19 protein-coding genes are annotated in these 20,274 nt (G+C 71.2%); 4 read left to right on the top strand and 15 right to left on the bottom strand.

The genetic code is table 11. The features are described from left to right. Positions 1 to 17: 17 nt before the first annotated feature. The 4 genes from ABCR83_RS10650 to ABCR83_RS10635 are packed head-to-tail and all read right to left on the bottom strand — an operon-like array spanning position 18 to position 2,884. Complete coding sequence (locus ABCR83_RS10650; RefSeq protein ID WP_462694648.1) at positions 18 to 650, bottom strand: GTP-binding protein; 633 nt, start codon at positions 648 to 650, stop codon at positions 18 to 20. After that, a complete protein-coding gene (locus tag ABCR83_RS10645; RefSeq protein WP_462694647.1) occupies positions 628 to 990 on the bottom strand; it encodes a DUF742 domain-containing protein in 363 nt (120 codons plus the stop codon). The genes ABCR83_RS10650 and ABCR83_RS10645 overlap by 23 nt, the downstream gene beginning before the upstream one ends. Beyond that, positions 987 to 1,412, bottom strand: a complete 426-nt coding sequence (locus tag ABCR83_RS10640; RefSeq protein WP_462694695.1) for a roadblock/LC7 domain-containing protein — start codon at positions 1,410 to 1,412, stop codon at positions 987 to 989. Before ABCR83_RS10640 ends, ABCR83_RS10645 begins: the two co-directional genes overlap by 4 nt. A gap of 8 nt (positions 1,413 to 1,420) precedes the next feature. Further along, positions 1,421 to 2,884: an ATP-binding protein gene (locus ABCR83_RS10635; protein ID WP_462694646.1), complete on the bottom strand. Its 1,464-nt coding sequence runs from the start codon at positions 2,882 to 2,884 to the stop codon at positions 1,421 to 1,423. Between the two features lie 544 nt (positions 2,885 to 3,428). Here ABCR83_RS10635 and ABCR83_RS10630 point away from each other — a divergent pair. After that, complete coding sequence (locus ABCR83_RS10630) at positions 3,429 to 5,423, top strand: helix-turn-helix domain-containing protein (RefSeq protein WP_462694645.1); 1,995 nt, start codon at positions 3,429 to 3,431, stop codon at positions 5,421 to 5,423. Here the strand turns inward: ABCR83_RS10630 and ABCR83_RS10625 are convergent. Continuing rightward, positions 5,411 to 6,643 (bottom strand): IS701 family transposase, encoded by a 1,233-nt coding sequence (locus tag ABCR83_RS10625; protein ID WP_462694644.1) that lies wholly within the window; start codon positions 6,641 to 6,643, stop codon positions 5,411 to 5,413. The two genes, ABCR83_RS10630 and ABCR83_RS10625, sit on opposite strands and share 13 nt — an antisense overlap. Positions 6,644 to 7,033: 390 nt before the next feature. Here ABCR83_RS10625 and ABCR83_RS10620 point away from each other — a divergent pair, with 390 nt between their 5' ends. Both ABCR83_RS10620 and ABCR83_RS10615 read left to right on the top strand, forming a co-directional pair. After that, positions 7,034 to 7,699 (top strand): potassium channel family protein, encoded by a 666-nt coding sequence (locus ABCR83_RS10620; RefSeq protein WP_462694643.1) that lies wholly within the window; start codon positions 7,034 to 7,036, stop codon positions 7,697 to 7,699. An 88-nt stretch (positions 7,700 to 7,787) separates the two neighbouring features. Further along, entirely contained in the window at positions 7,788 to 8,465 is a 678-nt protein-coding gene (locus ABCR83_RS10615) for a potassium channel family protein (RefSeq protein WP_462694642.1), read from the top strand. Between the two features lie 71 nt (positions 8,466 to 8,536). On the opposite strand, the gene ABCR83_RS10610 is transcribed toward ABCR83_RS10615, so the two are convergent. From ABCR83_RS10610 to ABCR83_RS10595, 4 genes are all read right to left on the bottom strand, one after another. Beyond that, entirely contained in the window at positions 8,537 to 9,310 is a 774-nt protein-coding gene (locus ABCR83_RS10610) for a DUF3159 domain-containing protein (protein ID WP_462694641.1), read from the bottom strand. Between the two features lie 3 nt (positions 9,311 to 9,313). Further along, positions 9,314 to 9,721 (bottom strand): OB-fold nucleic acid binding domain-containing protein, encoded by a 408-nt coding sequence (locus ABCR83_RS10605; protein WP_462694640.1) that lies wholly within the window; start codon positions 9,719 to 9,721, stop codon positions 9,314 to 9,316. Positions 9,722 to 9,808: 87 nt separating this feature from the next. Next, positions 9,809 to 10,498: a response regulator gene (locus ABCR83_RS10600; RefSeq protein ID WP_462694639.1), complete on the bottom strand. Its 690-nt coding sequence runs from the start codon at positions 10,496 to 10,498 to the stop codon at positions 9,809 to 9,811. Positions 10,499 to 10,625: 127 nt separating this feature from the next. Beyond that, positions 10,626 to 13,178, bottom strand: a complete 2,553-nt coding sequence (locus ABCR83_RS10595) for an ATP-binding protein (protein WP_462694638.1) — start codon at positions 13,176 to 13,178, stop codon at positions 10,626 to 10,628. Between the two features lie 180 nt (positions 13,179 to 13,358). Between ABCR83_RS10595 and ABCR83_RS10590 the strand changes: the two genes are divergently transcribed. Continuing rightward, positions 13,359 to 13,898 (top strand): GNAT family N-acetyltransferase, encoded by a 540-nt coding sequence (locus ABCR83_RS10590; protein WP_462694637.1) that lies wholly within the window; start codon positions 13,359 to 13,361, stop codon positions 13,896 to 13,898. Positions 13,899 to 13,952: 54 nt separating this feature from the next. Here the strand turns inward: ABCR83_RS10590 and kdpC are convergent, their stop codons facing one another. The 6 genes from kdpC to dut all read right to left on the bottom strand — a co-directional run bounded on the left by kdpC (position 13,953) and on the right by dut (position 20,121). Then, positions 13,953 to 14,612 (bottom strand): potassium-transporting ATPase subunit KdpC, encoded by a 660-nt coding sequence (gene kdpC / locus ABCR83_RS10585; RefSeq protein ID WP_462694636.1) that lies wholly within the window; start codon positions 14,610 to 14,612, stop codon positions 13,953 to 13,955. 7 nt (positions 14,613 to 14,619) lie between these two features. Then, entirely contained in the window at positions 14,620 to 16,728 is a 2,109-nt protein-coding gene (gene kdpB / locus ABCR83_RS10580; RefSeq protein WP_462694635.1) for a potassium-transporting ATPase subunit KdpB, read from the bottom strand. Beyond that, positions 16,725 to 18,416 carry a potassium-transporting ATPase subunit KdpA gene (gene kdpA / locus ABCR83_RS10575; RefSeq protein ID WP_462694634.1) on the bottom strand — a complete coding sequence of 564 codons (1,692 nt, stop codon included), beginning with the start codon at positions 18,414 to 18,416 and terminating at the stop codon, positions 16,725 to 16,727. The genes kdpB and kdpA overlap by 4 nt, the downstream gene beginning before the upstream one ends. Before the next feature lie 8 nt (positions 18,417 to 18,424). Beyond that, positions 18,425 to 18,514, bottom strand: a complete 90-nt coding sequence (gene kdpF / locus ABCR83_RS10570; RefSeq protein ID WP_171162596.1) for a K(+)-transporting ATPase subunit F — start codon at positions 18,512 to 18,514, stop codon at positions 18,425 to 18,427. A 325-nt stretch (positions 18,515 to 18,839) separates the two neighbouring features. Further along, positions 18,840 to 19,622 carry a DUF3710 domain-containing protein gene (locus tag ABCR83_RS10565; RefSeq protein ID WP_462694633.1) on the bottom strand — a complete coding sequence of 261 codons (783 nt, stop codon included), beginning with the start codon at positions 19,620 to 19,622 and terminating at the stop codon, positions 18,840 to 18,842. 1 nt (position 19,623) lies between these two features. After that, positions 19,624 to 20,121, bottom strand: a complete 498-nt coding sequence (gene dut, locus ABCR83_RS10560; protein WP_462694632.1) for a dUTP diphosphatase — start codon at positions 20,119 to 20,121, stop codon at positions 19,624 to 19,626. Positions 20,122 to 20,274: the final 153 nt, after the last annotated feature.

Here is a 20,274-nt window from a genome sequence, read left to right as displayed (position 1 = left end):
TGTGTCGGGGTGCTGGGTCACATACGTTCCTGGGCGGTACGGGTGAGGAGGTGGTCCACCAGGGTGATCACGGCCCGGGTGGCGGAGACCCGGTCGCGGGCGTCGCAGGTGACCAGGGGCGTCCCGGGAAGCAGGTCCAGCGCTTCGCGGATCTCCTCCTCGGGGTGGTGGGGGGTGCCGTCGAAGTGGTTGACGGCGACGGCGTAGGGCAGTCCGAGTTCCTCGAGCAGGCCCATGACGTCGAAGGACTGGTCCAGGCGCCGGGTGTCGGCGAGCACGATGGCGCCCAGGGCGCCCTGGGTCATGTCCTGCCAGAGCCGGGTGAAGCGCTGTTGGCCGGGGGCGCCGAAGAGATAGAGGACCAGGCTGTCGCCTAGGGTGATCCGGCCGAAGTCCAGGGCGACCGTGGTGGTGGTCTTGCCGTCGGTGCCGGCCAGGTCGTCGACGAACGCCCCGGCCTGCGTCATGGTCTCCTCGGTGCGCAGCGGCCGGATCTCCGACAGGGAGCCGACGAAGGTGGTCTTGCCGACCGCGAAGTGGCCGACCACCAGGATCTTGGCGGCCGTTCGCACGGTCTGCGGGAGATACCCGGTCTGCGGGAGCTGGACGCCCTTGCCGACGCCCTGGTCAGAGGCGAGCGCGGAGTCCATCGAGTACCTCCTGCAGGATCTGGGCCTCGGGCAGTCGCGCCGAGGGAATGGGGGCCCTGGTGGTGAGGTGGCCGCTGTCCACGAGGTCGCCGAGCAGCACCTTGGTGACGCTGACGGGCAGCGCCAGATGGCCGGCGATCTCGGCGACCGAGAGGGCGCCACCGAGGCAGAGCTCCATGAGCCGGTGCTTTTCCGGGCTGAGGCCGCCGAGCGGCTGGTCGCCCTGTGCCATGACCAGGGTGACCAGATCGAAGGTGTTGCGGGTCGGGTGGGAGCGGCCGTCCGTGACGACGTACGGCCGGACCAGCCCGTGCTCACGCCTCGGCGTCGCCGGGGTCATGCCGGGCTGCCCGGACCCGGCCGGCCGGTGTCCTGCCGCGGTGGGCTGATCAGTTGCCTGCCGAGCCGGTCGACGGTCTTCTGCATGCGGTAGGTGACGGCTTCCATGTCGACGTTCTCGGTCGCGGAGACGGCGAGGTAGGCGCCGGGGCCGGCGGCGATCAGGAAGACATAGCCATGAGCGAACTCGATGAGCGTCTGCCGCCAGGGGGTGTCCTGGCGGGCCGGGTGGGTGCAGAAGTCGGCGGTGGAGCGGCTGATCGACTGCAGCCCGGAGAGGGCGGCGGCCTGCCGCTCGGCCTCGTCGCGGTCGATGCCCTCGGAGTGGGCGCGCAGCATGCCGTCGGCGGAGAGCAGGATCGCGTGGCGGGCCTCGGGGATCTTCACGACCTCGTCGAGCATCCAGGCAAGCTCTTTGTTCATGTGGTCGTTCACGGGCGGAGGTTCCCTTCGTCTTCTCGTGGTACGGGGCGAGGGGGGTGGAGGTCCGAGGGGCCGGCGGTGGGGGTGCCGTGGGCCGGGGTGCGCCCGGCGCGGGTGCCGCGCGCGAACGCGCCCATGCGGCGGGCGGTTTCCTCGGCGGTGCGGTGGTGCGGGGCCTCGGCGGGCAGCGGCTGCGCGGCCGCTCCGGCCCGCGGTCCGGCGGCGGGCTGCCTGCGGCGGCGCTTGGGCAGGCCGCCGGCCGTGGTTCCGGCCGCCTGCCCGGGCGTCGAGGCGGGCTCGGATGCGATGCCGCCGCGCGGAGCCTCGGGGGATCCGGCGGGCGAGGTGCCCTCCGGCCCGCCGTCACGCCGTACGGCCCCGGTCCCGCGGGGGTCCTCGCCGGGCGCGGTCTCGGAAGGTACGGCGGGCGTACGGCCCGCCGTGGCCGGCGGTGCGCTGTCCGGCCCTCCGTCGTCGGGACGGGTGAGCAGCGCGCCGGGCAGGAACAGGACGGCCCGTACGCCCCCGTACGGCGAGCGGGTGTCGACCGAGACGCTGAAGCCGTAGCGCGCGGCGAGCACGCCGATGACGGGGAAGCCGAACTGCGGGGGGTCACCGAGCCGGGAGACGTCCACGCCCCGCCGGCCGGTGAGCAGTGCCGTGGCGCGCTGCACCTCCTGGCCGTCCATGCCGACCCCGGCGTCGTCGATGACCACGCAGGCGCCGTTGTGCACCGGCTGGAGGCTGACCTCGACGGTGGTGTTGGGCTGTGAGTGCCGGGCGGCGTTGTCCAGGAGTTCGGCGACGGCGAGGACCACGGGCTCCACGGCCCGGCTGATGACGGCCACTCCGTCGTGGCCGTGCACCCGGACGCGGCGGTAGTCGCGGATGCGGGAGGTGGCGCCGCGGACCACGTCGGCCAGCCGCGAGGCGACGCGCTGCCGGCCCGGCCAGGAGCCGCACAGCACGGCGATGGCCTGGGCGCGACGGCCGAACTGGGAGTTGGCGTGGTCGATTTCCAGCAGGTCGCGGAGCACATCGGGGTTGTCGTGCCGCTCCTGCATACGGGAGATGGCCAGTTGCTGCTCGTGCGCCAGGCCCTGGAGGGCACGCATGGATGCCTTGAGGGCGGCCTTGGCGGACTGGTCGGCGCGTTCCTGCGCCTTGTCCACGGCCTGGGCGAAGAGGTCCATCACCGACTGGAGGCTGTGGGCGAAATCAGTGCCGGCCAGCCGCTCGTCGAGCAGGCCGGGCAGCGGCACGGACCGGTGCACGGAGTCCGCCACGGCCGGCAACCGGACGCCGACCAGGCGCGCCACCTCCTCGTCACGTGCCCGCAGGTTCTCTTCCAGCGCGGCGACCCGGGCGCGCACGGCGGAGGTGATCCTGCGCTGACGGACCAGCAGCACCAGCACCGCGGCCGACGCGACGGCCAGACACCAGATCCCCGCTTCCGGTATGTGATGTGACATCAATTCCTCTTGGACAACGGCGGCATGCGGTTCGGCAGGACAGGTCACAGTGTCCTGACGTCCCGTCCAAAAGCGGAATACGTGGATCATCCAACCACACCCCCGAACAAAACCACGCCTCCCGGTCATCTCTACGAGGACGACCGGGAGGCGTGCGGATGTTCCCTCCGGCGGCGTCGGCAGGGCGGCCCACGCTGCTCGGGTGGTGCGTCAAGTGGCGCTTTCGGACGGGAACTTGGTGCTCCTTCGGACCTCCCGTCGGGGTCCGTCCCGGCGGTTGTCCGGCAGGCCGGGACCCTGGTCGCCCGGGGCGCCGTCACCGCCCTGCCCGCCGCCACCCGCGATGAGGTGGTCCTGCCACCACTCGGAGCAGCATGACGGTGTTCGGACGACACTACGGTTCCATTAGTCACTTGCGGCACTTCTGCACCTCGCATAGCTTGGGTCGATTGGTGCCTGGTAGGCACCACCATGCGAGATCAGGGCTTACCGGTGGCCGCGATCCGACCTGCCGGACGGCGCACCGGGAACAGGGGGAGGCACCGTGTCGCAGAGCGGACCCGAGGCCGGGGCATTCGCCGTGCTGGAGCTACTGGCGAACGGGGTCCCGTCGGACCGGTACGCGGCGCTGCTGGACGAGGGCCGGCGTTCGGGGACCACCCCCGAAGAGCTGGCCGCACTGGAACGTGCCGTACAGCTGGGCCTGTCCGTCCGGGTCCAGGCCGAGGCCCAGCAGCAGCGGGAGTCCCGGCTGTCCGCGCTCTTCGACGCCGGTCTCGACCTGGCCGCACCGCAGGACCTCGGCACCCTGCTGAAGGTCAGCCTGCGGCGGGCCCGGCTGCTGCTCGCCGCCGACATGTCCTGGATCGGGCTGTACGACGAGGAGAACGACGGGAACGACGGGAACGACGCCACGGACCGCCCGGTCATCCGGGCCTCCGACGGCCATATCACCAACCAGAGCATCGGCCTGGACATCGCACCGGGCATGGGACTCGGCTCGGCCACCACCCAGCACCCCAACCCCTCGCCCTTCTGGACCCCCGACTACCTCGCGGACGAGCGGATCCACCGCGGCCCGGCCATCGACGACGTGGTCAGAATCGAGGGACTGCGTGCCATCCTGGCCGTTCCGCTGCTCCATGGCACCCGCTCGATCGGCACGCTCTACGTCGGGGACCGCTCGGTACGCCACTTCACGGCCGAGGAGGTCGCCCTGCTGAACTCGCTCGCCGACCTCGCCGCCGTGGCCATCGAGCGGGTACGGCTGGTGGAACGCAACGCCGCGCAGATCGCCGGGCTGGAGCGCCGCGCCGGCCTGGTCGAGGCCGGACTGCAGGACGCCCGGGGGCTCTGCGAGATCCACCGCCGGCTGACCGGCCTGGTGCTGGCCGACGGCGACCTGGACGTCCTGGTCAAACAGGCCGGGCGGGAACTGGATGCCGCGCTGCGCGTCTACGCGGTCAACGGCACCGTCCTGACGGCGACCGAGGACCTCCCCGAGTTCGACCCGGCCGCCATCACCCCCCTCGGCGTGGACACCCCCGCGGCCGGCGAACTCGTCCCCGTGGCGGACGGCCTGTGGGCCACCCCGATCGAGGCGGGCGCCGGGCGCCTCGGGCTGCTGCTGCTCCGGCCCGGGCGTCCCTGGACGGAGGACGACCGGCAGCTGCTGCGCGTCGTCACCCAGGTGGTGGCCCTCCAGCTCCTCCTGGACAGCAGCAGAAGCGCCTTTGCGGAGGGACAGGTCCGCGAGGAATTCCTCGGCAATCTGCTGAACGGTCCCGGGTGCCCGCCCCGGCAGCTGCAGCAGCAGGCCCGCCGGCTGGGCATCGACCTCCGCGAGGAGCACATCGTGGTCATCGCCCGGCCCGAGGGCGAGAGCTGCGGGCGGCTGGCCTCCTGGGCGTCCTCCTACGCCCGGCGGATGGGCGGGCTGAAAACCATGCACCAGGGCAGCGCGGTCCTGCTGCTGCCCGGCACCGATGCGGGTGCCGCCGCCCGCGCGGTCGCCGAGGAGCTGCCGCCCTGGCTCGGCCATCCGGCGACGGTGAGCTCGGCGGGCCCGGTGGCCGACCCGGCCTGCGTCCGGCACTCCTTCCGCGAGGCGCTGCGCTGCCTGGAGGCGATGACCTCGCTCGGCGCGACCGGCCGCGCGTCCTCCGTCCACGAACTCGGCTTCGTGGGCGTGCTGTTGGCGGACAACCACGACGTCGACGGGTTCATCGACTCCGCCATCGGCCCGCTGATCGACTACGACATACAACGCTTCACCCATCTGACCCGCACCCTGGAGACCTACTTCGAAGCGGGCGGCAGCCCCACCAATGCCGCCAAGAAGCTCCATGTGCACGCCAATACCGTCGCCCGCCGCCTTGAGCGCATCGGCGAACTCCTGGGACCCGCATGGCAGGAACCGGGGCGCGCGCTGGAGGTCCAGCTGGCACTCCGGGTCTTCCGCGTCCGCGAAAGTCTGCGCCGCCGCGACGAACCCGGCGCTCCGCAGGCCCGGGACGAGGGCCGGGGTCAGCACACCTGACCCAGCTCCCCGGCGGTGTCCCGGCTGCTCAGGGCCGTGACCGCATGGGCGGCCGAGGCCAGGGTGATGTGCCGGTGCCAGCCGCCGAAGGAGCGGCCCGCGAAGTCGCGGATGCCCACCCCGTCGGCGATCTCGGCGAAGTCCCGGTCCACCCGCCCGACGAGGCGGCTCAGCCGGACCAGCACGGCGGGCGGCACCTTCAGCAGATCGGTCAGCCACAGCTCCGTGGGCCAGGGCGCCCCGTGGTCGCCCATCCCCAGCAGCAGCATGTCCCGCCGGCGGACCGCCTGCTCGGGGGACGCCCGGCGGACGGGCAGCCCCACCCGCACCGCCGCGGTCAGCACGGTCCGGGCGGGCCGGCCGGGGCCGTGGTCCCGCCATGGCACCGGCCGCCGCAGGTCCCGGGCGGCCGCCATGATCTGGCGAGCCGTCAGCGTCTCGCTGCCGCGCCCCGGCAGCGACGGCTCCGTCAGCACCAGCCGCAGCGAGTCGGCGACCCGGGCCAGCACCGGCGCCCCGGCGGCCCGCAGCCGGTGCAGCGCGGTGAGCGTGTCCGCCTCCCGCGCTTCCAGCACCACGGGCCGGACCGGCAGGTCCCAGTCCCGCATCATCCCGACATAGGCCTCCACGGCGCACTCCCCCAGCGTCTCCCGGGGCACCGCATCGGGAATCGATGCCTGACGCCTGCGCAGCGGGTCGTCCAGCCAGGCATCGGACAGATGCAGCCGCCAGTTGACCGGAACACTGTGTTCCGCCGATGCCGCCCAAACCCCCACGGCCTGCTGGGCGTTGATCACCTGACCCGCCGCCGGGGAGAAGCGGCGCTCCACACCGACGGAGTTCTCCCCCGCCTTGGGGATCACCATGGGCCGTATCACCCACGCCTGCGGCGGCGCCTGCCGGGTCAGGTACTGGGCCAGCCCCCGGCGCACCAGGGACCAGTCCCAGGTGGAACTGGAGATGAAGTGGTGCAGGCTCTGCTCGGCCGCCCGGCCCCCGGTGATCGCGGCGATGTTGCGGATGGACTTGCGCCCCTGCGCCCCCAGCAGTCCGCGCAGATACGCCTCCCCGCGCCGACGCTGGTCACTGCGGGACAGGGAGGCGAACAGCGGGGTGCTCAGCTCGGCGAGCACCAGGTCCCGGGCCGCGCGACCGGTCGTCGCCGGGTGCCGGCGCTGCCCGGTCCTCGAATGCCCCGGTTCCACGGCCACACCACTCATCGGTGTCTCCCCTTCCATCGCGTTCCTCGCGGTCCATGGCAAGGGCCGCTCGGCTGCCCCCCACGCTGCCCGGAGAGACCCCCCACGGCCAGGTGCGCAGCGCACCCGGCTTTCCGGTCGCTCAGTGGCCCGGCCACACCGGGTGATCCGCCCGGCCGGTGCGGAGGGGCCGGGACCCGGCCCGGGGGTGTGCCGGGACCACCGCGTGCCCCGGCCGATACGGTGGTGCCGTGCGCCGACGGGGACGAGACTCGTCGCCGGTGCGGTCGAATCGGTGCGGCGAGCCGCGCTCCCATGGGAGGGTGGGCCGGGCACCGAATGAACCAGGAAGAATGTGAGCAGGGTGTTGGTGCAGGTCAACACGGTATTCCGGAGTACGGGGCAGGCGTCGTGCACATTGTGATCATGGGGTGCGGGCGAGTGGGCTCGGCCCTCGCGCAGACCCTTGAGCAGCAAGGCCACACGGTCGCGGTAGTCGACCAGGACCCCACGGCCTTCCGCCGCCTGGGCTCCGGGTTCGGCGGACGGCGGGTGACCGGCGTCGGCTTCGACCAGGACACCCTGCGCGAGGCGGGCATCGAGGAGGCGGGCGCCTTCGCCGCCGTGAGCAGCGGCGACAACTCCAACATCATCGCGGCCCGGGTGGCCCGCGAGATGTTCGGCGTCGAGAATGTCGCGGCCCGCATCTACGACCCGCGCCGGGCCGAGGTCTACCAGCGGCTCGGCATCCCCACGGTGGCCACCGTCCGGTGGACGGCCGACCAGATGCTGCGGCGCCTGCTGCCGTCCGGCGCGGAGCCGCTGTGGCGTGACCCCAGCGGGGGCGTGCAACTCGCCGAGGTCCCCGTCTCGGACATGTGGATCGGCCACAAGATCAGCCTGCTGCAGGAGGAGACCGGGGTGCGGGTGGCCTTCCTCACCCGGCTGGGCGAGGCCATGCTGCCGACGTCCTCGACGGTGCTGCAGGAGGGCGATCTGGTGCATGTGATGATGCGCACCGACGAGATCGAGAAGGTCGAGGCCGCGTTTGCGCAGGGGCCTGAGGAGGGTCGGTGAGCGTCGCACACGCGGCCGCCGGGCCGCAGACGAACACGATGGCCGCACCTCTGCGCCGCGTGGGCGGAGAAGCGAACGGAGATAGTCGATGAGGGTCGCCATCGCCGGAGCGGGCGCCGTTGGGCGCTCCATCGCGGGCGAACTGCTGGAGAACGGGCACGAGGTGCTGCTCATCGACAAGGCCCCGTCCGCCATCTCGGTGGAGCGGGTGCCGCTGGCCGAGTGGCTGCTGGCCGACGCCTGTGAGATCACCTCGCTGGACGAGGCCGCGCTCCAGCGCTGCAATGTGGTGATCGCCGCCACCGGTGACGACAAGGTCAACCTGGTCGTCTCGCTGCTGGCCAAGACCGAGTACGGCGTGCCACGCGTGGTGGCCCGGGTCAACAACCCCAAGAACGAGTGGCTGTTCAACGAGTCCTGGGGCGTGGATGTGGCCGTCTCCACGCCGCGTCTGATGTCGGCGCTGGTCGAGGAGGCGGTGAGCGTCGGCGACCTGGTGCGCCTGATGCGCTTCAGCCAGGGTGACGCCAACCTCGTCGAGCTGACGCTGCCGCCGGAGGCGGCGCTGGCCGGCACCCGGGTCGGGGATGTGGACTGGCCCGAGGACACCTCGCTGGTCACCATCATCCGGGGCAACCGGGTGCTGACCCCGAACAAGGAGGACGCCCTGGAAGCGGGCGACGAGCTGTTGTTCGTCGCGGCTCCCGCGCGCGAGGAGCAGCTGGAGGACCTGCTGTCGGTGCGCCGCGAGGACGCCTCCGGCTGAGGGTGCGGACGTGCGAGGCGGGCCCCGGGGCGATCCCCGGGGCCCGCCTCGTACGCGATCCGCGGATGCGGTCAGCGGGGCGGCAGCTCCGCGCCCTCGACGGCGCCGCCCACCGTGCCCCCTGCCTCGCGCTCCGCGCGCGCCGCCTCGGCCGCCTCCGCCGCCTCCAGCTCCGCGAACACATCGATCGGCGGCGGGGCCTTGGCCAGGAAGATCCACGTCAGATAGACCGAGAGCAGCATCGGCGGGATGCCGAGGGCCACCTTCACCCAGCCCAGCTGGGTGGCGTCACCCCACCAGTAGAGCGGGAAGAGCACCGCCGACTTGGCGAGCAGGATCAGCCCCCAGGCCCAACTGGCCTTGGTATAGGCCTTCTTGCGGCCGGGGTTGCGGGTGCGCCAGGAGAGGTTCTCCTTGAACACCGGGCCGAGGATCAGGCCGAGCAGCGGAACGCCCAGCAGGGAGGTGACGATATAGGCCACCGCCAGCCCGAGCGTGTAGAGCATGCCCGGCAGGTAGAAGTTCTTGGCGTCGCCGGACATCATCGCGAAGACCGCGCCGAAGGCGACCCCGAAGACGCCGCCGAAGGCGTGCTTGAGGGTGTCCCTGCGGAGCAGCCGGGCGACGCCGAGCACCAGCGACAGGCCCAGGGCGGCGATCGCCGCGAAGTGGATGTTCCGGTTGACCGTGTAGACCGCGACGAACACCAGACCGGGGACGGTGGTCTCCACCATGCCCCGCACCCCGCCGAACGCCTCGAAGAGCGCGGCCTCGGTGGCCGATCTGGAGCCACCGTGCCGGGGGTTGGGGGTTTGCTGGTCCATCGGGTTGTCGAGGGACGTCAACGGCTACTCCTGTCCGAGCGGTCGGAGTTCGTATCGGGGGTTGAAAAGAACCCTCCGGCCGCGGCTCATGGAGATCCGGCCGGAGGCGATCAGCTTACGGCCGGGCTCTATGCCCGCGATGGAACGGCGCCCCAGCCAGACCACGTCGAGCGCGGCCGAACCGTCGAACAGCTCCGCCTCCAGGGCGGGCACCCCGGCCCGCGGCCGGAGCGTGACCGTCCGCAGGGTGCCGGTGACCTTCACCACCTGGCGGTCGTCGCAGTCGCAGATCCTGGTGCACCCCACGGCCTCCGCGTCCTGCTGCAGCTCGGCGTGGTGCAGCTCCTCCTGCGAGGTGGACAGCCGGTCGAGCATCCGGCGCAGACGGCCGGCCGGTTTCGTCGGCTTCTCGGAACGGGGTACGGCACTCATGAATCCAGCCTACCGGGGTCCCAACCGCCCGATAGCGCCCATGCGCAACCCCGGCCCCCCAGGACTCACGCCACACCCCCGGCCCGCTCACGCCTCGAACCGGTACCCCATCCCCGGCTCGGTGATGAAGTGCTTCGGGTGCGACGGGTCCTGTTCCAGCTTGCGGCGCAGCTGCGCCATGTACACCCGCAGATAGTTGGTCTCCGTGCCGTAGGAGGGGCCCCAGACCTCCTGGAGGAGCTGTTTCTGGCTGACCAGGCGGCCCGTATTGCGGACCAGCACCTCCAGCAGGTGCCACTCCGTCGGGGTCAGGCGCACGTCCCGGCCGCCACGGTTGACCTTCTTCGCGGCGAGGTCGACGGTGAAGACCTCGGTCTCCACGATCGCGTCGTCGCCCGCGGCCGCGGCGCCCGTGGGCTCCGCCCGCCGGACGGCGGCCCGCAGCCGGGCCAGCAGCTCGTCCATGCCGAACGGCTTGGTGACGTAGTCGTCGGCGCCCGCGTCGAGTGCCTCGACCTTCTCGTCGGAGGTCTGGCGGGCGGAGAGGACCAGGATCGGCACCCGGGTCCAGCCCCGCAGGCCCTTGATCACCTCGACGCCGTCCATGTCGGGCAGTCCCAGGTCGAGGATGACCACATCGGGGTGGCGGGCGGCGGCGAGCTGGAGCGCGGTGGCGCCGTCGGGCGCGGCGTCGACCTCGTATTTGCGGGCCTTGAGGTTGATCACCAGGGCACGGACGATCTGTGGCTCGTCATCCACCACGAGCACCCGGTTCATGCGGAACCACCTCTGCTGTTCATACGAGCCCCGCCACGGGGCCCGAGGTTTCGGCTGGGGATCCGGGGTTTCCGTCCCCCCGGGGAGCGGCGGGCGGTGGCCCGGGGCTCCAGGTCTGCGGGCCGGCTCATGAGGTGACCTGGGCCGGCAGGTCAGGGCGCACAGGCGCACACCCCGCGGCGGCCCGCAGGGTGAGGACCATGGTCATGCCACCGCCGGGGGTGTCCTCGGCCGTGAGCGTGCCGCCCATCGCCTCGGCGAAGCCGCGGGCGACCGCGAGGCCGAGGCCGACCCCGGCGCCGCGCGGGGCGTCGCCGTAGCGCTGGAAGGGCTCGAAGATCCGGTCCTTGGCGCTGTCGGGGACGCCGGGGCCGCGGTCCGCCACCCGGAGTTCCACCCGGTCGCCGAGCGCACTGGCGGCGACCAGGACGCGGTCACCGTCCGGGCTGTACTTGACGGCGTTCTCGACGAGGTTGGCGACGCTGCGCTCCAGCAGGCCCGGGTCGACGGCGACCATCGGCAGCGACTCGGGGATGTCCAGCGCGACACTGCCCTCGGGGACCCCGCCGAGGGCCATCGGGACCACCTCGTCGAGGTCGATCTCCCTGATGAGCGGGGTGACGGTGCCGGTCTGCAGGCGGGACATGTCGAGCAGGTTGCCGACCAGGTGGTCCAGGCGGTCGGCGCCGTCCTCGATGCCGGCCAGCAGCTCGGCCTCGTCCTCCTCGGACCAGGCCACATCGTCGGAGCGCAGCGAGGTGACCGCCGCCTTGATGCCGGCCAGCGGGGTACGCAGGTCATGGCTGACGGCGGCCAGCAGCGCCGTGCGGATGCGGTTGCCCTCGTCCAGCTCCCGGGCCCGCTCGGCCTCGCCGACCAGCCGCTGCCGGTCCAGGACGACCGCCGCCTGGGCGGCGAAGGCGGCCAGCACCCGGCGGTCCTCGGCGGGCAGTACCCGGCCGGCCAGCGCCAGGGCCATGTTGTCGCCGACCGGCATGTCCACATCGGCGTCCTCGGGGCGCAGCAGGGGCTTGCCGGAGTTGGTCACCACGCTGCTGGCGCAGGTCCAGGGGTCGACCTCGCTGGCGCGCTCCAGCAGGGCCACGGACTCCATGGCGAAGGTCTCGCGGACCCGTTCCAGCAGCGCGTCCAGGCTGGTCTCGCCTCTGAGCACGCTGCCGGCCAGGAAGGAGAGGATCTCGGACTCGGCGCGCAGCCGGGCCGCCTGGTGGGTGCGGCGGGCGGCCAGGTCGACCACCGAGGCCACGGACACCGCGACAAACACGAAGATCGACATGGCGACGATGTTCTTGGTGTCGGTGATGGTCAGCCGGTGGACCGGCTCCACGAAGTAGTAGTTGAGCAGCAGGGAGCCGAAGGCCGCCGAGAAGAGGGCCGGGAGCAGTCCGCCGAGCAGGGCCGCCCCGACGGTGGCACTCAGGAACAGCAGCATGTTGTTGGCGAGCCCGAGGTCCGGGTCGAGTTGCGTGAGCGCCAGGCTGAACACGGCCGGGCATCCGGCGCCGACCAGCCAGCCGGCCACGATGCGCCCCCGGCCCAGCCGGGCGCCACGGGCGACCGGCAGTCCCCGGCCCTTGGCCGCCTCTTCATGGGTGACGATGTGGACGTCCAGGTCGGGGCCGGAGTCGCGGGCGACGGTCTGGCCGACGCCCGGGCCGAAGATGTACTGCCAGTTCTTGCGGCGGCTGGAGCCGAGCACGATCTGGGTGGCATTGACGCCCCGGGAGAACTCCAGCAGCGAGGCGGGCACATCGTCGCCTATGACGTGGTGGAAGGTGCCGCCGAGGTCCTCGACCAGGGTGCGCTGGACGGCCAGCTCCTTGGGCGAGGCCGAGGTCAGGCCGTCGCTGCGGGCGATATAGACGGCGAGGATCTCGCTGCCGGAGCCCTTGGCGGCCATCCGCGCGGCGCGCCGGATGAGGGTGCGGCCCTCGGGGCCGCCGGTGAGACCGACGACGATGCGCTCGCGTGCGTGCCAGATGGTCGAGACGCTGTGGTCGGTGCGGTACTGCCGCAGGTATTCGTCGACCCGGTCGGCGGTCCACAGCAGGGCCAGCTCGCGCAGGGCCGTCAGGTTGCCGGGCCGGAAGTAGTTGGAGAGGGCGGCGTCGACCTTGTCGGACTTGTAGATGTTGCCGTGCGCCATGCGGCGGCGCAGGGCCTGCGGCGACATGTCGACCAGCTCGATCTGGTCGGCGCGCCGCACCACCTCGTCGGGCACGGTCTCGCGCTGCCGCACGCCCGTTATCGACTCGACCACATCGCCCAGCGATTCGAGGTGCTGGATGTTGACGGTCGAGATGACGTCGATGCCCGCCTGCAGCAGCTCCGCGACGTCCTGCCAGCGCTTGGTGTTCCGGGAACCGGGGACATTGGTGTGGGGCAGCTCGTCGACGAGGACGACGGCGGGCCGGCGGGCGAGGATCGCGTCCACGTCCATCTCGGTGAACACCTTGTCGCGATAGCTGAGCTCACAGCGTGGCACCTCCTCCAGACCGTGCAGCATGACTTCGGTGCGCGGGCGGCCGTGGTGCTCCACGAAGCCCACGACCACGTCGGTGCCGCGCTCCACGCGGCGATGCGCCTCGGAGAGCATGGCGTAGGTCTTGCCGACGCCCGGTGCCGCGCCGAGATAGATCCGGAGATTGCCGCGTCCCATGGCCCCATTGTCTTTCACGTTTCGCGACGGTGGTCGGGCCGGTTCTCCGTCCTGAGGTGCAGCACTGCCGCGCACCGTCGAGCTTACGGCGGACGGTACGGACATTTAGGACGGGTGACGGTCGTTCGCCAGGTATTGACGCAGCTCTGACGCCTGTGCGAATCCTGGACCGTTCCTAGGATGAGGCACATGGCCGAGATCCGCACCGCCCACACATCCGACCTTGAGGCGGCCGAACTGACGGCCGTGCGCGCCCTGTTGGACACCGCCTTCGAGGGCCGCTTCACGGACGACGACTGGGGCCACTCGCTGGGCGGCATCCATGCCCTGGCCCTGGCGGACGGCGAGCTCGTCGCCCATGGTGCGGTGATCCAGCGCCGGCTGCTGCACGGCGGGCGGTCGCTGCGCACCGGATATGTGGAGGCGGTGGCGGTACGGGCCGACCGGCGGCGGCAGGGGCATGCGGCGGCCGTGATGGCGGCACTGGAGCGGGTGCTGCGGCACGGCGGATACGAGCTGGGGGCGCTGGGCGCCTCGGCCCGGGCCGTGCCCCTCTACCGCGGCCGCGGCTGGCTGCCCTGGCGGGGGCCGTGCGCGGTGCTCGCCCCGGCGGGCATCCGGCGCACCGGGGAGGACGGCATCCACGTCCTGCCGCTGCTGGCGGCGCTCGACCTCGACGCTGAGCTGGTGTGCGACTGGCGGCCGGGCGCCGTGTGGTGAACGTGCGGGAGGGCCGGGGCGAGTGCCCCGGCCCTCCCGCACGCTCGCGCCCGGTCAGCCCTTCTTGACGAGCTTCTGCAGCGCGATGTTGAGCCGGAGCACATTGACGCGCTCCTCGCCCATGAAGCCCAGCTGGCGGCCCTCGATGTGGTCCTTGACCAGCTGCTCGACCTTCTCGGCGGGCAGCTGGTTGGCCTTGGCGACCCGCTTGGCCTGGAGCTTGGCGTACTCCGGGGAGATGTGCGGGTCGACGCCGGAGGCGGAGGCCGTCAGGGCGTCCACCGGGACCGACGACGGGGAGATGCCGTTGAAGGCGGCGACGTCCGCCCGGCGCTGCTTGACGCTGTCCAGCAGGTCCTTGCTGTCGGCCGCGAGGTTGGAGGCACCCGAGAGCAGCAGCTTGTACTGGGTGTTCTCGGCATTGGGGCCGGCCGCCGAGGGGCGCGGCTGGAAGAACTTGGGATCCGGCTGCGCCTTCTCGTCCGGGTCGTTGGGGTTCTTCTTGGGCAGGTCGAAGCTCTGGCCGAGCAGCTCGGAACCGACGGACTTGCCATCGACCTTGATCTCCGAGCCATTGGCCTTGTTGTGGAAGGCCACCTGCGCGATGCCGGTGACGACCAGCGGGTAGATCACGCCGCAGACCACGGTGAGGACGAGCAGGGCGCGGAGCCCCGCTCCCATCAGCCGGGCTGTGCTGCGTACGGAGTTGTTCATGGTGAGGTCACCCGATGCCAGGGATGAGGGAGATGAGCAGGTCGATGATTTTGATGCCGATGAACGGGGAGATCAGGCCACCCAGTCCGTAGATCAAGAGGTTGCGCCGGAGCATCGCGTCCGCGCTCATCGGCCGGTAGCGCACGCCCTTGAGGGCGAGCGGCACCAGGGCCACGATGATCAGCGCATTGAAGATGACGGCCGACAGGATCGCGGACTGCGGCGAGTGCAGGCTCATGATGTTGAGCTTGTCCAGGCCGGGGTAGGCCACCGCGAACATCGCCGGGATGATCGCGAAGTACTTGGCGACGTCATTGGCGATGGAGAAGGTGGTGAGCGCGCCCCGGGTGATCAGCAGCTGCTTGCCGATCTCCACGATCTCGATCAGCTTGGTGGGGTTGGAGTCCAGGTCCACCATGTTCCCGGCCTCCTTGGCGGCCGAGGTGCCGGTGTTCATGGCCACCCCCACATCCGCCTGGGCCAGCGCCGGAGCGTCATTGGTGCCGTCACCGGTCATCGCCACCAGCTTGCCGCCGGCCTGCTCCCGCTTGATCAGCGCCATCTTGTCCTCGGGCGTGGCCTCGGCCAGGAAGTCGTCGACCCCCGCCTCCTCGGCGATCGCCTTGGCGGTCAGCGGGTTGTCACCCGTGATCATGACGGTCCTGATGCCCATCGCGCGCAGCTCGTCGAACCGCTCGCGCATGCCCTCCTTGACGACGTCCTTGAGGTGGATGACCCCCAGCACCCGGGCGCCCTTGTCGTCCTCCAGCGCGACCAGCAGCGGTGTGCCGCCCGCCTGGGAGATCTCGTCGGTGAGCGTACGGGCGTCCTCGGCGACCCGGCCGCCGCGCTCCTCGACCCAGGCGATGACCGAACCGGCCGCGCCCTTGCGGACCTTGCGGCCGTCCACATCGACGCCCGACATCCGGGTCTGGGCCGTGAACGGCACCCACTCGGCATCGGCCAGCTCGCCCTCGTGGCGCTCCCGCAGGCCGTACTTCTCCTTGGCGAGGACGACGATCGAGCGGCCCTCGGGCGTCTCGTCGGCCAGCGAGGACAGCTGGGCCGCATCCGCGACCTCGGCGGCCGTGGTGCCCCTGACCGGGACGAACTCGGCGGCCTGGCGGTTGCCGTAGGTGATGGTGCCGGTCTTGTCCAGCAGCAGCGTGGAGACGTCACCGGCGGCCTCCACCGCGCGTCCGGACATCGCCAGCACATTTCTCTGGACCAGCCGGTCCATGCCCGCGATGCCGATCGCGGAGAGCAGTGCCCCGATGGTGGTCGGAATGAGGCAGACCAGCAGGGCCGCCAGGACGATCATGGTCTGCTCGGCGCCCGCGTAGATCGCGAAGGGCTGGAGGGTGAGGACCGCCAGCAGGAACACGATGGTGAGCGAGGCGAGCAGGATGTTGAGGGCGATCTCGTTCGGCGTCTTCTGCCGGGCCGCGCCCTCCACCAGGGCGATCATCCGGTCGATAAAGGTCTCGCCCGGCCTGGAGGTGATCCTGACGACGATCCGGTCGGACAGCACCTTGGTACCGCCGGTGACCGCCGACCGGTCACCGCCCGACTCCCGGATGACGGGCGCCGACTCACCGGTGATGGCCGACTCGTCCACGCTCGCGACGCCCTCGACGACATCGCCGTCACCCGGAATGATGTCGCCCGCCTCGCAGACGACCAGGTCGCCCACGCGCAGCTCGGTGCCGGGCACCGACTCCTCGGCGTCGCCGTGGAGACGGCGCGCGACCGTGTCCGTCTTGGCCTTGCGCAGCGTGTCCGCCTGGGCCTTGCCCCGGCCCTCGGCCACCGCCTCGGCGAGGTTGGCGAAGACCACCGTCAGCCAGAGCCAGGCGGCGATCGTCCAGCCGAACCAGTCGCTCGCGTGCCGGACGGCCAGCACGGTGGTGACCACCGAACCGATCTCGACCACGAACATCACCGGAGACTTGACCATCACCCGGGGGTCGAGCTTGCGGAACGCGTCGGGCAGCGACTTCACCAGCTGGGCCGGGTCGAACAGGCCGGCGGAGACCCGGCCGTGCTCTTCGCTCCCGTCCGGGCGGGTGTCCTTGCCCTCTTCGGGCGCGGAACGTACAGGGGTGGTCGTGCTCATGAAAGTCCCTCCGCCATCGGGCCAAGGGCCAGGGCCGGGAAGTAGGTCAAGCCGGTGATGATCAGGATCGAGCCCACGAGCAGCCCGGAGAACAGCGGCTTCTCGGTGCGCAGGGTGCCCGCGGTCTCGGGGACGGGTTTCTGCTCGGCCAGCGAGCCGGCCAGGGCCAGCACGAAGACCATCGGCAGGAAGCGGCCGAGCAGCATGGCGAGGCCGATCGTGGTGTTGTACCAGGGGGTGTTGGCGTTGAGACCGGCGAAGGCGGAGCCATTGTTGTTGGCGCCGGAGGTGAAGGCGTAGAGGACCTCGGAGAAGCCGTGCGCCCCACTGTGGTTCACCGACTTGTCGGCGACGTTGAGGATCGAGTCCGGCGGTCCGGCCAGCGCCATCGACAGGGCGGTGAAGCCGAGCACCAGCGTCGGGGTGATGAGGATGTAGCACGCGGCGAACTTGATCTCGCGGGTGCCGATCTTCTTGCCGAGGTACTCGGGCGTCCGGCCGACCATCAGACCGGCCAGGAACACCGCGATGACCGCCATGATCAGCATGCCGTAGAGGCCGGAGCCGACCCCACCGGGCGCGATCTCGCCGAGCATCATGCTCAGCATGGTCAGACCGCCGCCGAGGCCGGTGAACGAGGAGTGGAAGGAGTCCACCGCACCGGTCGAGGTGAGGGTCGTGGTGGTCGCGAAGATGGCGGAGGCGCCGACGCCGAAGCGCTGCTCCTTGCCCTCCATCGCACCGCCGGCGGCCTGCAGCGCCGGGCCGTGGTGGGCGTACTCGGTCCACATCATCAACGCGGTGAAGGCGAGCCAGATCCCGCCCATGGTGACGAGGATCGCGTAGCCCTGCTTGACGTTGCCGACCATCTTGCCGAAGGTCCGGGTCAGCGCGAAGGGGATGACCAGGATCAGGAAGATCTCGAAGAGGTTGGTGAAGGCACTGGGGTTCTCGAACGGGTGGGCGGAGTTGGCGTTGAAGTAGCCGCCGCCGTTGGTGCCGAGTTCCTTGATGACCTCCTGGGAGGCCACGGCGCCGCCGTTGACCTGCTGGGAGTCGCCGGCGAGCTGACCGATCTCGTGGATGCCCGCGAAGTTCTGGATCGCGCCACAGGCGACCAGGACCAGCGCGCCGATCACCGAGAGCGGGATCAGGATCCGGACGGTGCCGCGCACCAGGTCGGCCCAGAAGTTGCCGAGGTCGCCGGTGCGGGACCGGGCGAAGCCCCGGACCAGCGCGATGGCGACGGCCATGCCGACGGCGGCGGAGACAAAGTTCTGCACCGCGAGGCCGAGCGTCTGGACGGCGTGCCCCATGGACTGCTCGCCCGAGTACGACTGCCAGTTGGTGTTGGCCACGAAGGACGCGGCCGTGTTGAACGCCTGGTCCGGGCTGATCGCGTGGAAGCCGAGCGACAGCGAGTGGGGCAGCACGCCCTGGATCCGCTGCAGCAGGTAGAGGAAGAGCAGGCTGGCGACGGAGAACGCCAGCACTCCGCGGAGGTACGCGGGCCAGCGCATCTCGGTATTGGGGTCGGCGCCGATCGAGCGGTAGATCCACTTCTCGGCACGCAGATGCTTCTCGGAGCTGTAGACGCGGGCCATGTAGTCGCCCAGCGGGCGGTAGACCAGCGCCAGCGCCACGATGACCGCGGTCAGCTGGAGGACTCCGGAGAGGACGGGGCTCATATCTGTGCTCAGAACCTCTCCGGGAAAACGAGGGCGAGGATCAGGTAGCCCAGAAGGGCGACGGCCACGACCAGACCGACGATGTTCTCGGTGCTCACAGCTTCGTCACCCCCTTGGCGACGAGAGCCACCAGCGCGAAAACCGCGATAGTGGTGGCGACGAAGGCCACGTCGGCCATCGCATGCTCCTAGAGGTTCGGATATGAACGGACCCCTAGAGGAAACCTCCGTTATTGATGCGTTCGAGGTTCGTTGACGCCTCTCATACGGCCATTAGCGCTCCCTTGACGAGTTCCTTACGGTTACGCCCCGGACCTGCGAAAACGCCGCCGGGCCGGAACCCCGGCACGGGGTTCCGGCCCGGCGGAACGATGCAATCCGGCCGTCGAAGCGGCTCTGGCCAGCCGCTTCCTGCGATCACGTGCTAGCGGACTTCGGAAATCTCCGGACCGCGCTGGAGACGCTCCACGCCCCCCGCGAACCGCGAGCCCTGGGACTCCTCCTGCAGCCCCTCGGCCACCATCTGGGCGTCCTCGGGCAGCTTCAGCACGATCGGGTCGCGCGGCGCCATCGGGGATTCACCGCGCACCACGACCGTGTCCCGGAAGACCTGCTCCAGCAGCCCGGCGGTCTGCGGCTGCACCGCGCCCTGCCCGGAGATCACCCCGCGCAGGAACCAGCGCGGCCCGTCGCAGCCGATGAAGCGGACCAGCTGCACGCCGTTCGTACCGTCCGGGAGCGCGACCGGCACCTGGGCCCGCAGCTCCCAGCCGAGCGGGCCCTCGACCTCGTCCACCACACCGCCCTGCTGGGTGATGCCGCCGGCGATCTCGTCCCGCACCTCACGCCAGATGCCCTCCCGCTTGGGTGCGGCGAAGGCCTGCAGCTGCACGGCGCTGTCGCGCAGCACCACGGTCGCGGCGACGATCGCGTCACCGGCGACCTCGACCCGCAGCTCCATGCCGTCGACACCGGGCACGAACAGCCCGCCCAGGTCGACCCGGTCCTCGGCGGGGTCCCGGACCTCGGAGACGTCCCACGGCCCGTCGGGGCGCGGCTCCGGCTCCAGCCGGACCCGGCTCTCGGTCGCGGTGTCCCCGGCGGACTCCTCGCCCTCGGCGGATTCCTCGGAGATCACATCGTCGATCCCGTCGACTGCGTTCTCGTCGTTCCCGTCGTTCTCATGCTTGCGGCGACGACCGAACACGTTACTGTCCTTCCCGGTCGGAGGCGACCGAAGCGAATCCATGCCCCACGGCTGCGTGGCCCCCGGTGGACCCGAAGCCCCCTTCGCCCCGCGCCGAGCCGGGAAGCTCCGCCACCTCATGGAAGCGGACCTTCTCGACCTGCTGGACAACCAACTGGGCGATGCGGTCGAACCTCTTGAACCGCACGCTCTCGCGCGGGTCCAGATTGACCACAATCACCTTGATCTCTCCACGGTACCCGGCATCGATGGTCCCCGGGGCATTCACCATGGAGACCCCGCACCGCGCAGCGAGACCCGAACGCGGATGCACAAAGGCCGCATACCCATCGGGCAGTGCGATCGACACCCCGGTGGGCAGCACAGCCCGCTCGCCCGGCGCGAGCTCGGCCTCCTCGGTGGTCACCAGGTCACAGCCGGCGTCCCCGGGGTGACCGTACGAGGGCAGGGGCACCTCGGGGTCGACCCGGCGGATCAGCACATCGACGGGCTGACGCATCAGTGCCCCCCGTTCGCTTCTCCGCCCGCGAGGCGACAGCGCGGGTCGTGGATCACCTGCGGCCCGGAGGCCTCGCGTGCGACGCCCGAGTACCCCCTGTTCGCTTCTCCGCCCGCGAGGCGACAGCGCGGGTCGTGGATCACCTGCGGCCCG

This window comes from Streptomyces xingningensis (assembly GCF_054957865.1).
The sequence above is the reverse complement of the archived record's forward strand: the minus strand, read 5'-3'. Positions and strand labels throughout refer to the sequence as shown.

What these genes read in the sequence shown, in the direction of transcription:
- ABCR83_RS10645 (WP_462694647.1), bottom strand. Translation starts at nt 990, where the DNA reads ATGACCCCGGCGACGCCGAGGCGTGAGCACGGGCTGGTCCGGCCGTAC.
- ABCR83_RS10590 (WP_462694637.1), top strand. Translation starts at nt 13,359, where the DNA reads ATGAGGCACATGGCCGAGATCCGCACCGCCCACACATCCGACCTTGAG.
- kdpB (WP_462694635.1), bottom strand. Translation starts at nt 16,728, where the DNA reads ATGAGCACGACCACCCCTGTACGTTCCGCGCCCGAAGAGGGCAAGGAC.
- ABCR83_RS10635 (WP_462694646.1), bottom strand. Translation starts at nt 2,884, where the DNA reads ATGTCACATCACATACCGGAAGCGGGGATCTGGTGTCTGGCCGTCGCG.
- ABCR83_RS10640 (WP_462694695.1), bottom strand. Translation starts at nt 1,412, where the DNA reads ATGAACAAAGAGCTTGCCTGGATGCTCGACGAGGTCGTGAAGATCCCC.
- kdpA (WP_462694634.1), bottom strand. Translation starts at nt 18,416, where the DNA reads ATGAGCCCCGTCCTCTCCGGAGTCCTCCAGCTGACCGCGGTCATCGTG.
- ABCR83_RS10595 (WP_462694638.1), bottom strand. Translation starts at nt 13,178, where the DNA reads ATGGGACGCGGCAATCTCCGGATCTATCTCGGCGCGGCACCGGGCGTC.
- dut (WP_462694632.1), bottom strand. Translation starts at nt 20,121, where the DNA reads ATGCGTCAGCCCGTCGATGTGCTGATCCGCCGGGTCGACCCCGAGGTG.
- ABCR83_RS10605 (WP_462694640.1), bottom strand. Translation starts at nt 9,721, where the DNA reads ATGAGTGCCGTACCCCGTTCCGAGAAGCCGACGAAACCGGCCGGCCGT.
- ABCR83_RS10615 (WP_462694642.1), top strand. Translation starts at nt 7,788, where the DNA reads ATGAGGGTCGCCATCGCCGGAGCGGGCGCCGTTGGGCGCTCCATCGCG.
- ABCR83_RS10600 (WP_462694639.1), bottom strand. Translation starts at nt 10,498, where the DNA reads ATGAACCGGGTGCTCGTGGTGGATGACGAGCCACAGATCGTCCGTGCC.
- kdpC (WP_462694636.1), bottom strand. Translation starts at nt 14,612, where the DNA reads ATGAACAACTCCGTACGCAGCACAGCCCGGCTGATGGGAGCGGGGCTC.
- ABCR83_RS10625 (WP_462694644.1), bottom strand. Translation starts at nt 6,643, where the DNA reads ATGAGTGGTGTGGCCGTGGAACCGGGGCATTCGAGGACCGGGCAGCGC.
- ABCR83_RS10650 (WP_462694648.1), bottom strand. Translation starts at nt 650, where the DNA reads ATGGACTCCGCGCTCGCCTCTGACCAGGGCGTCGGCAAGGGCGTCCAG.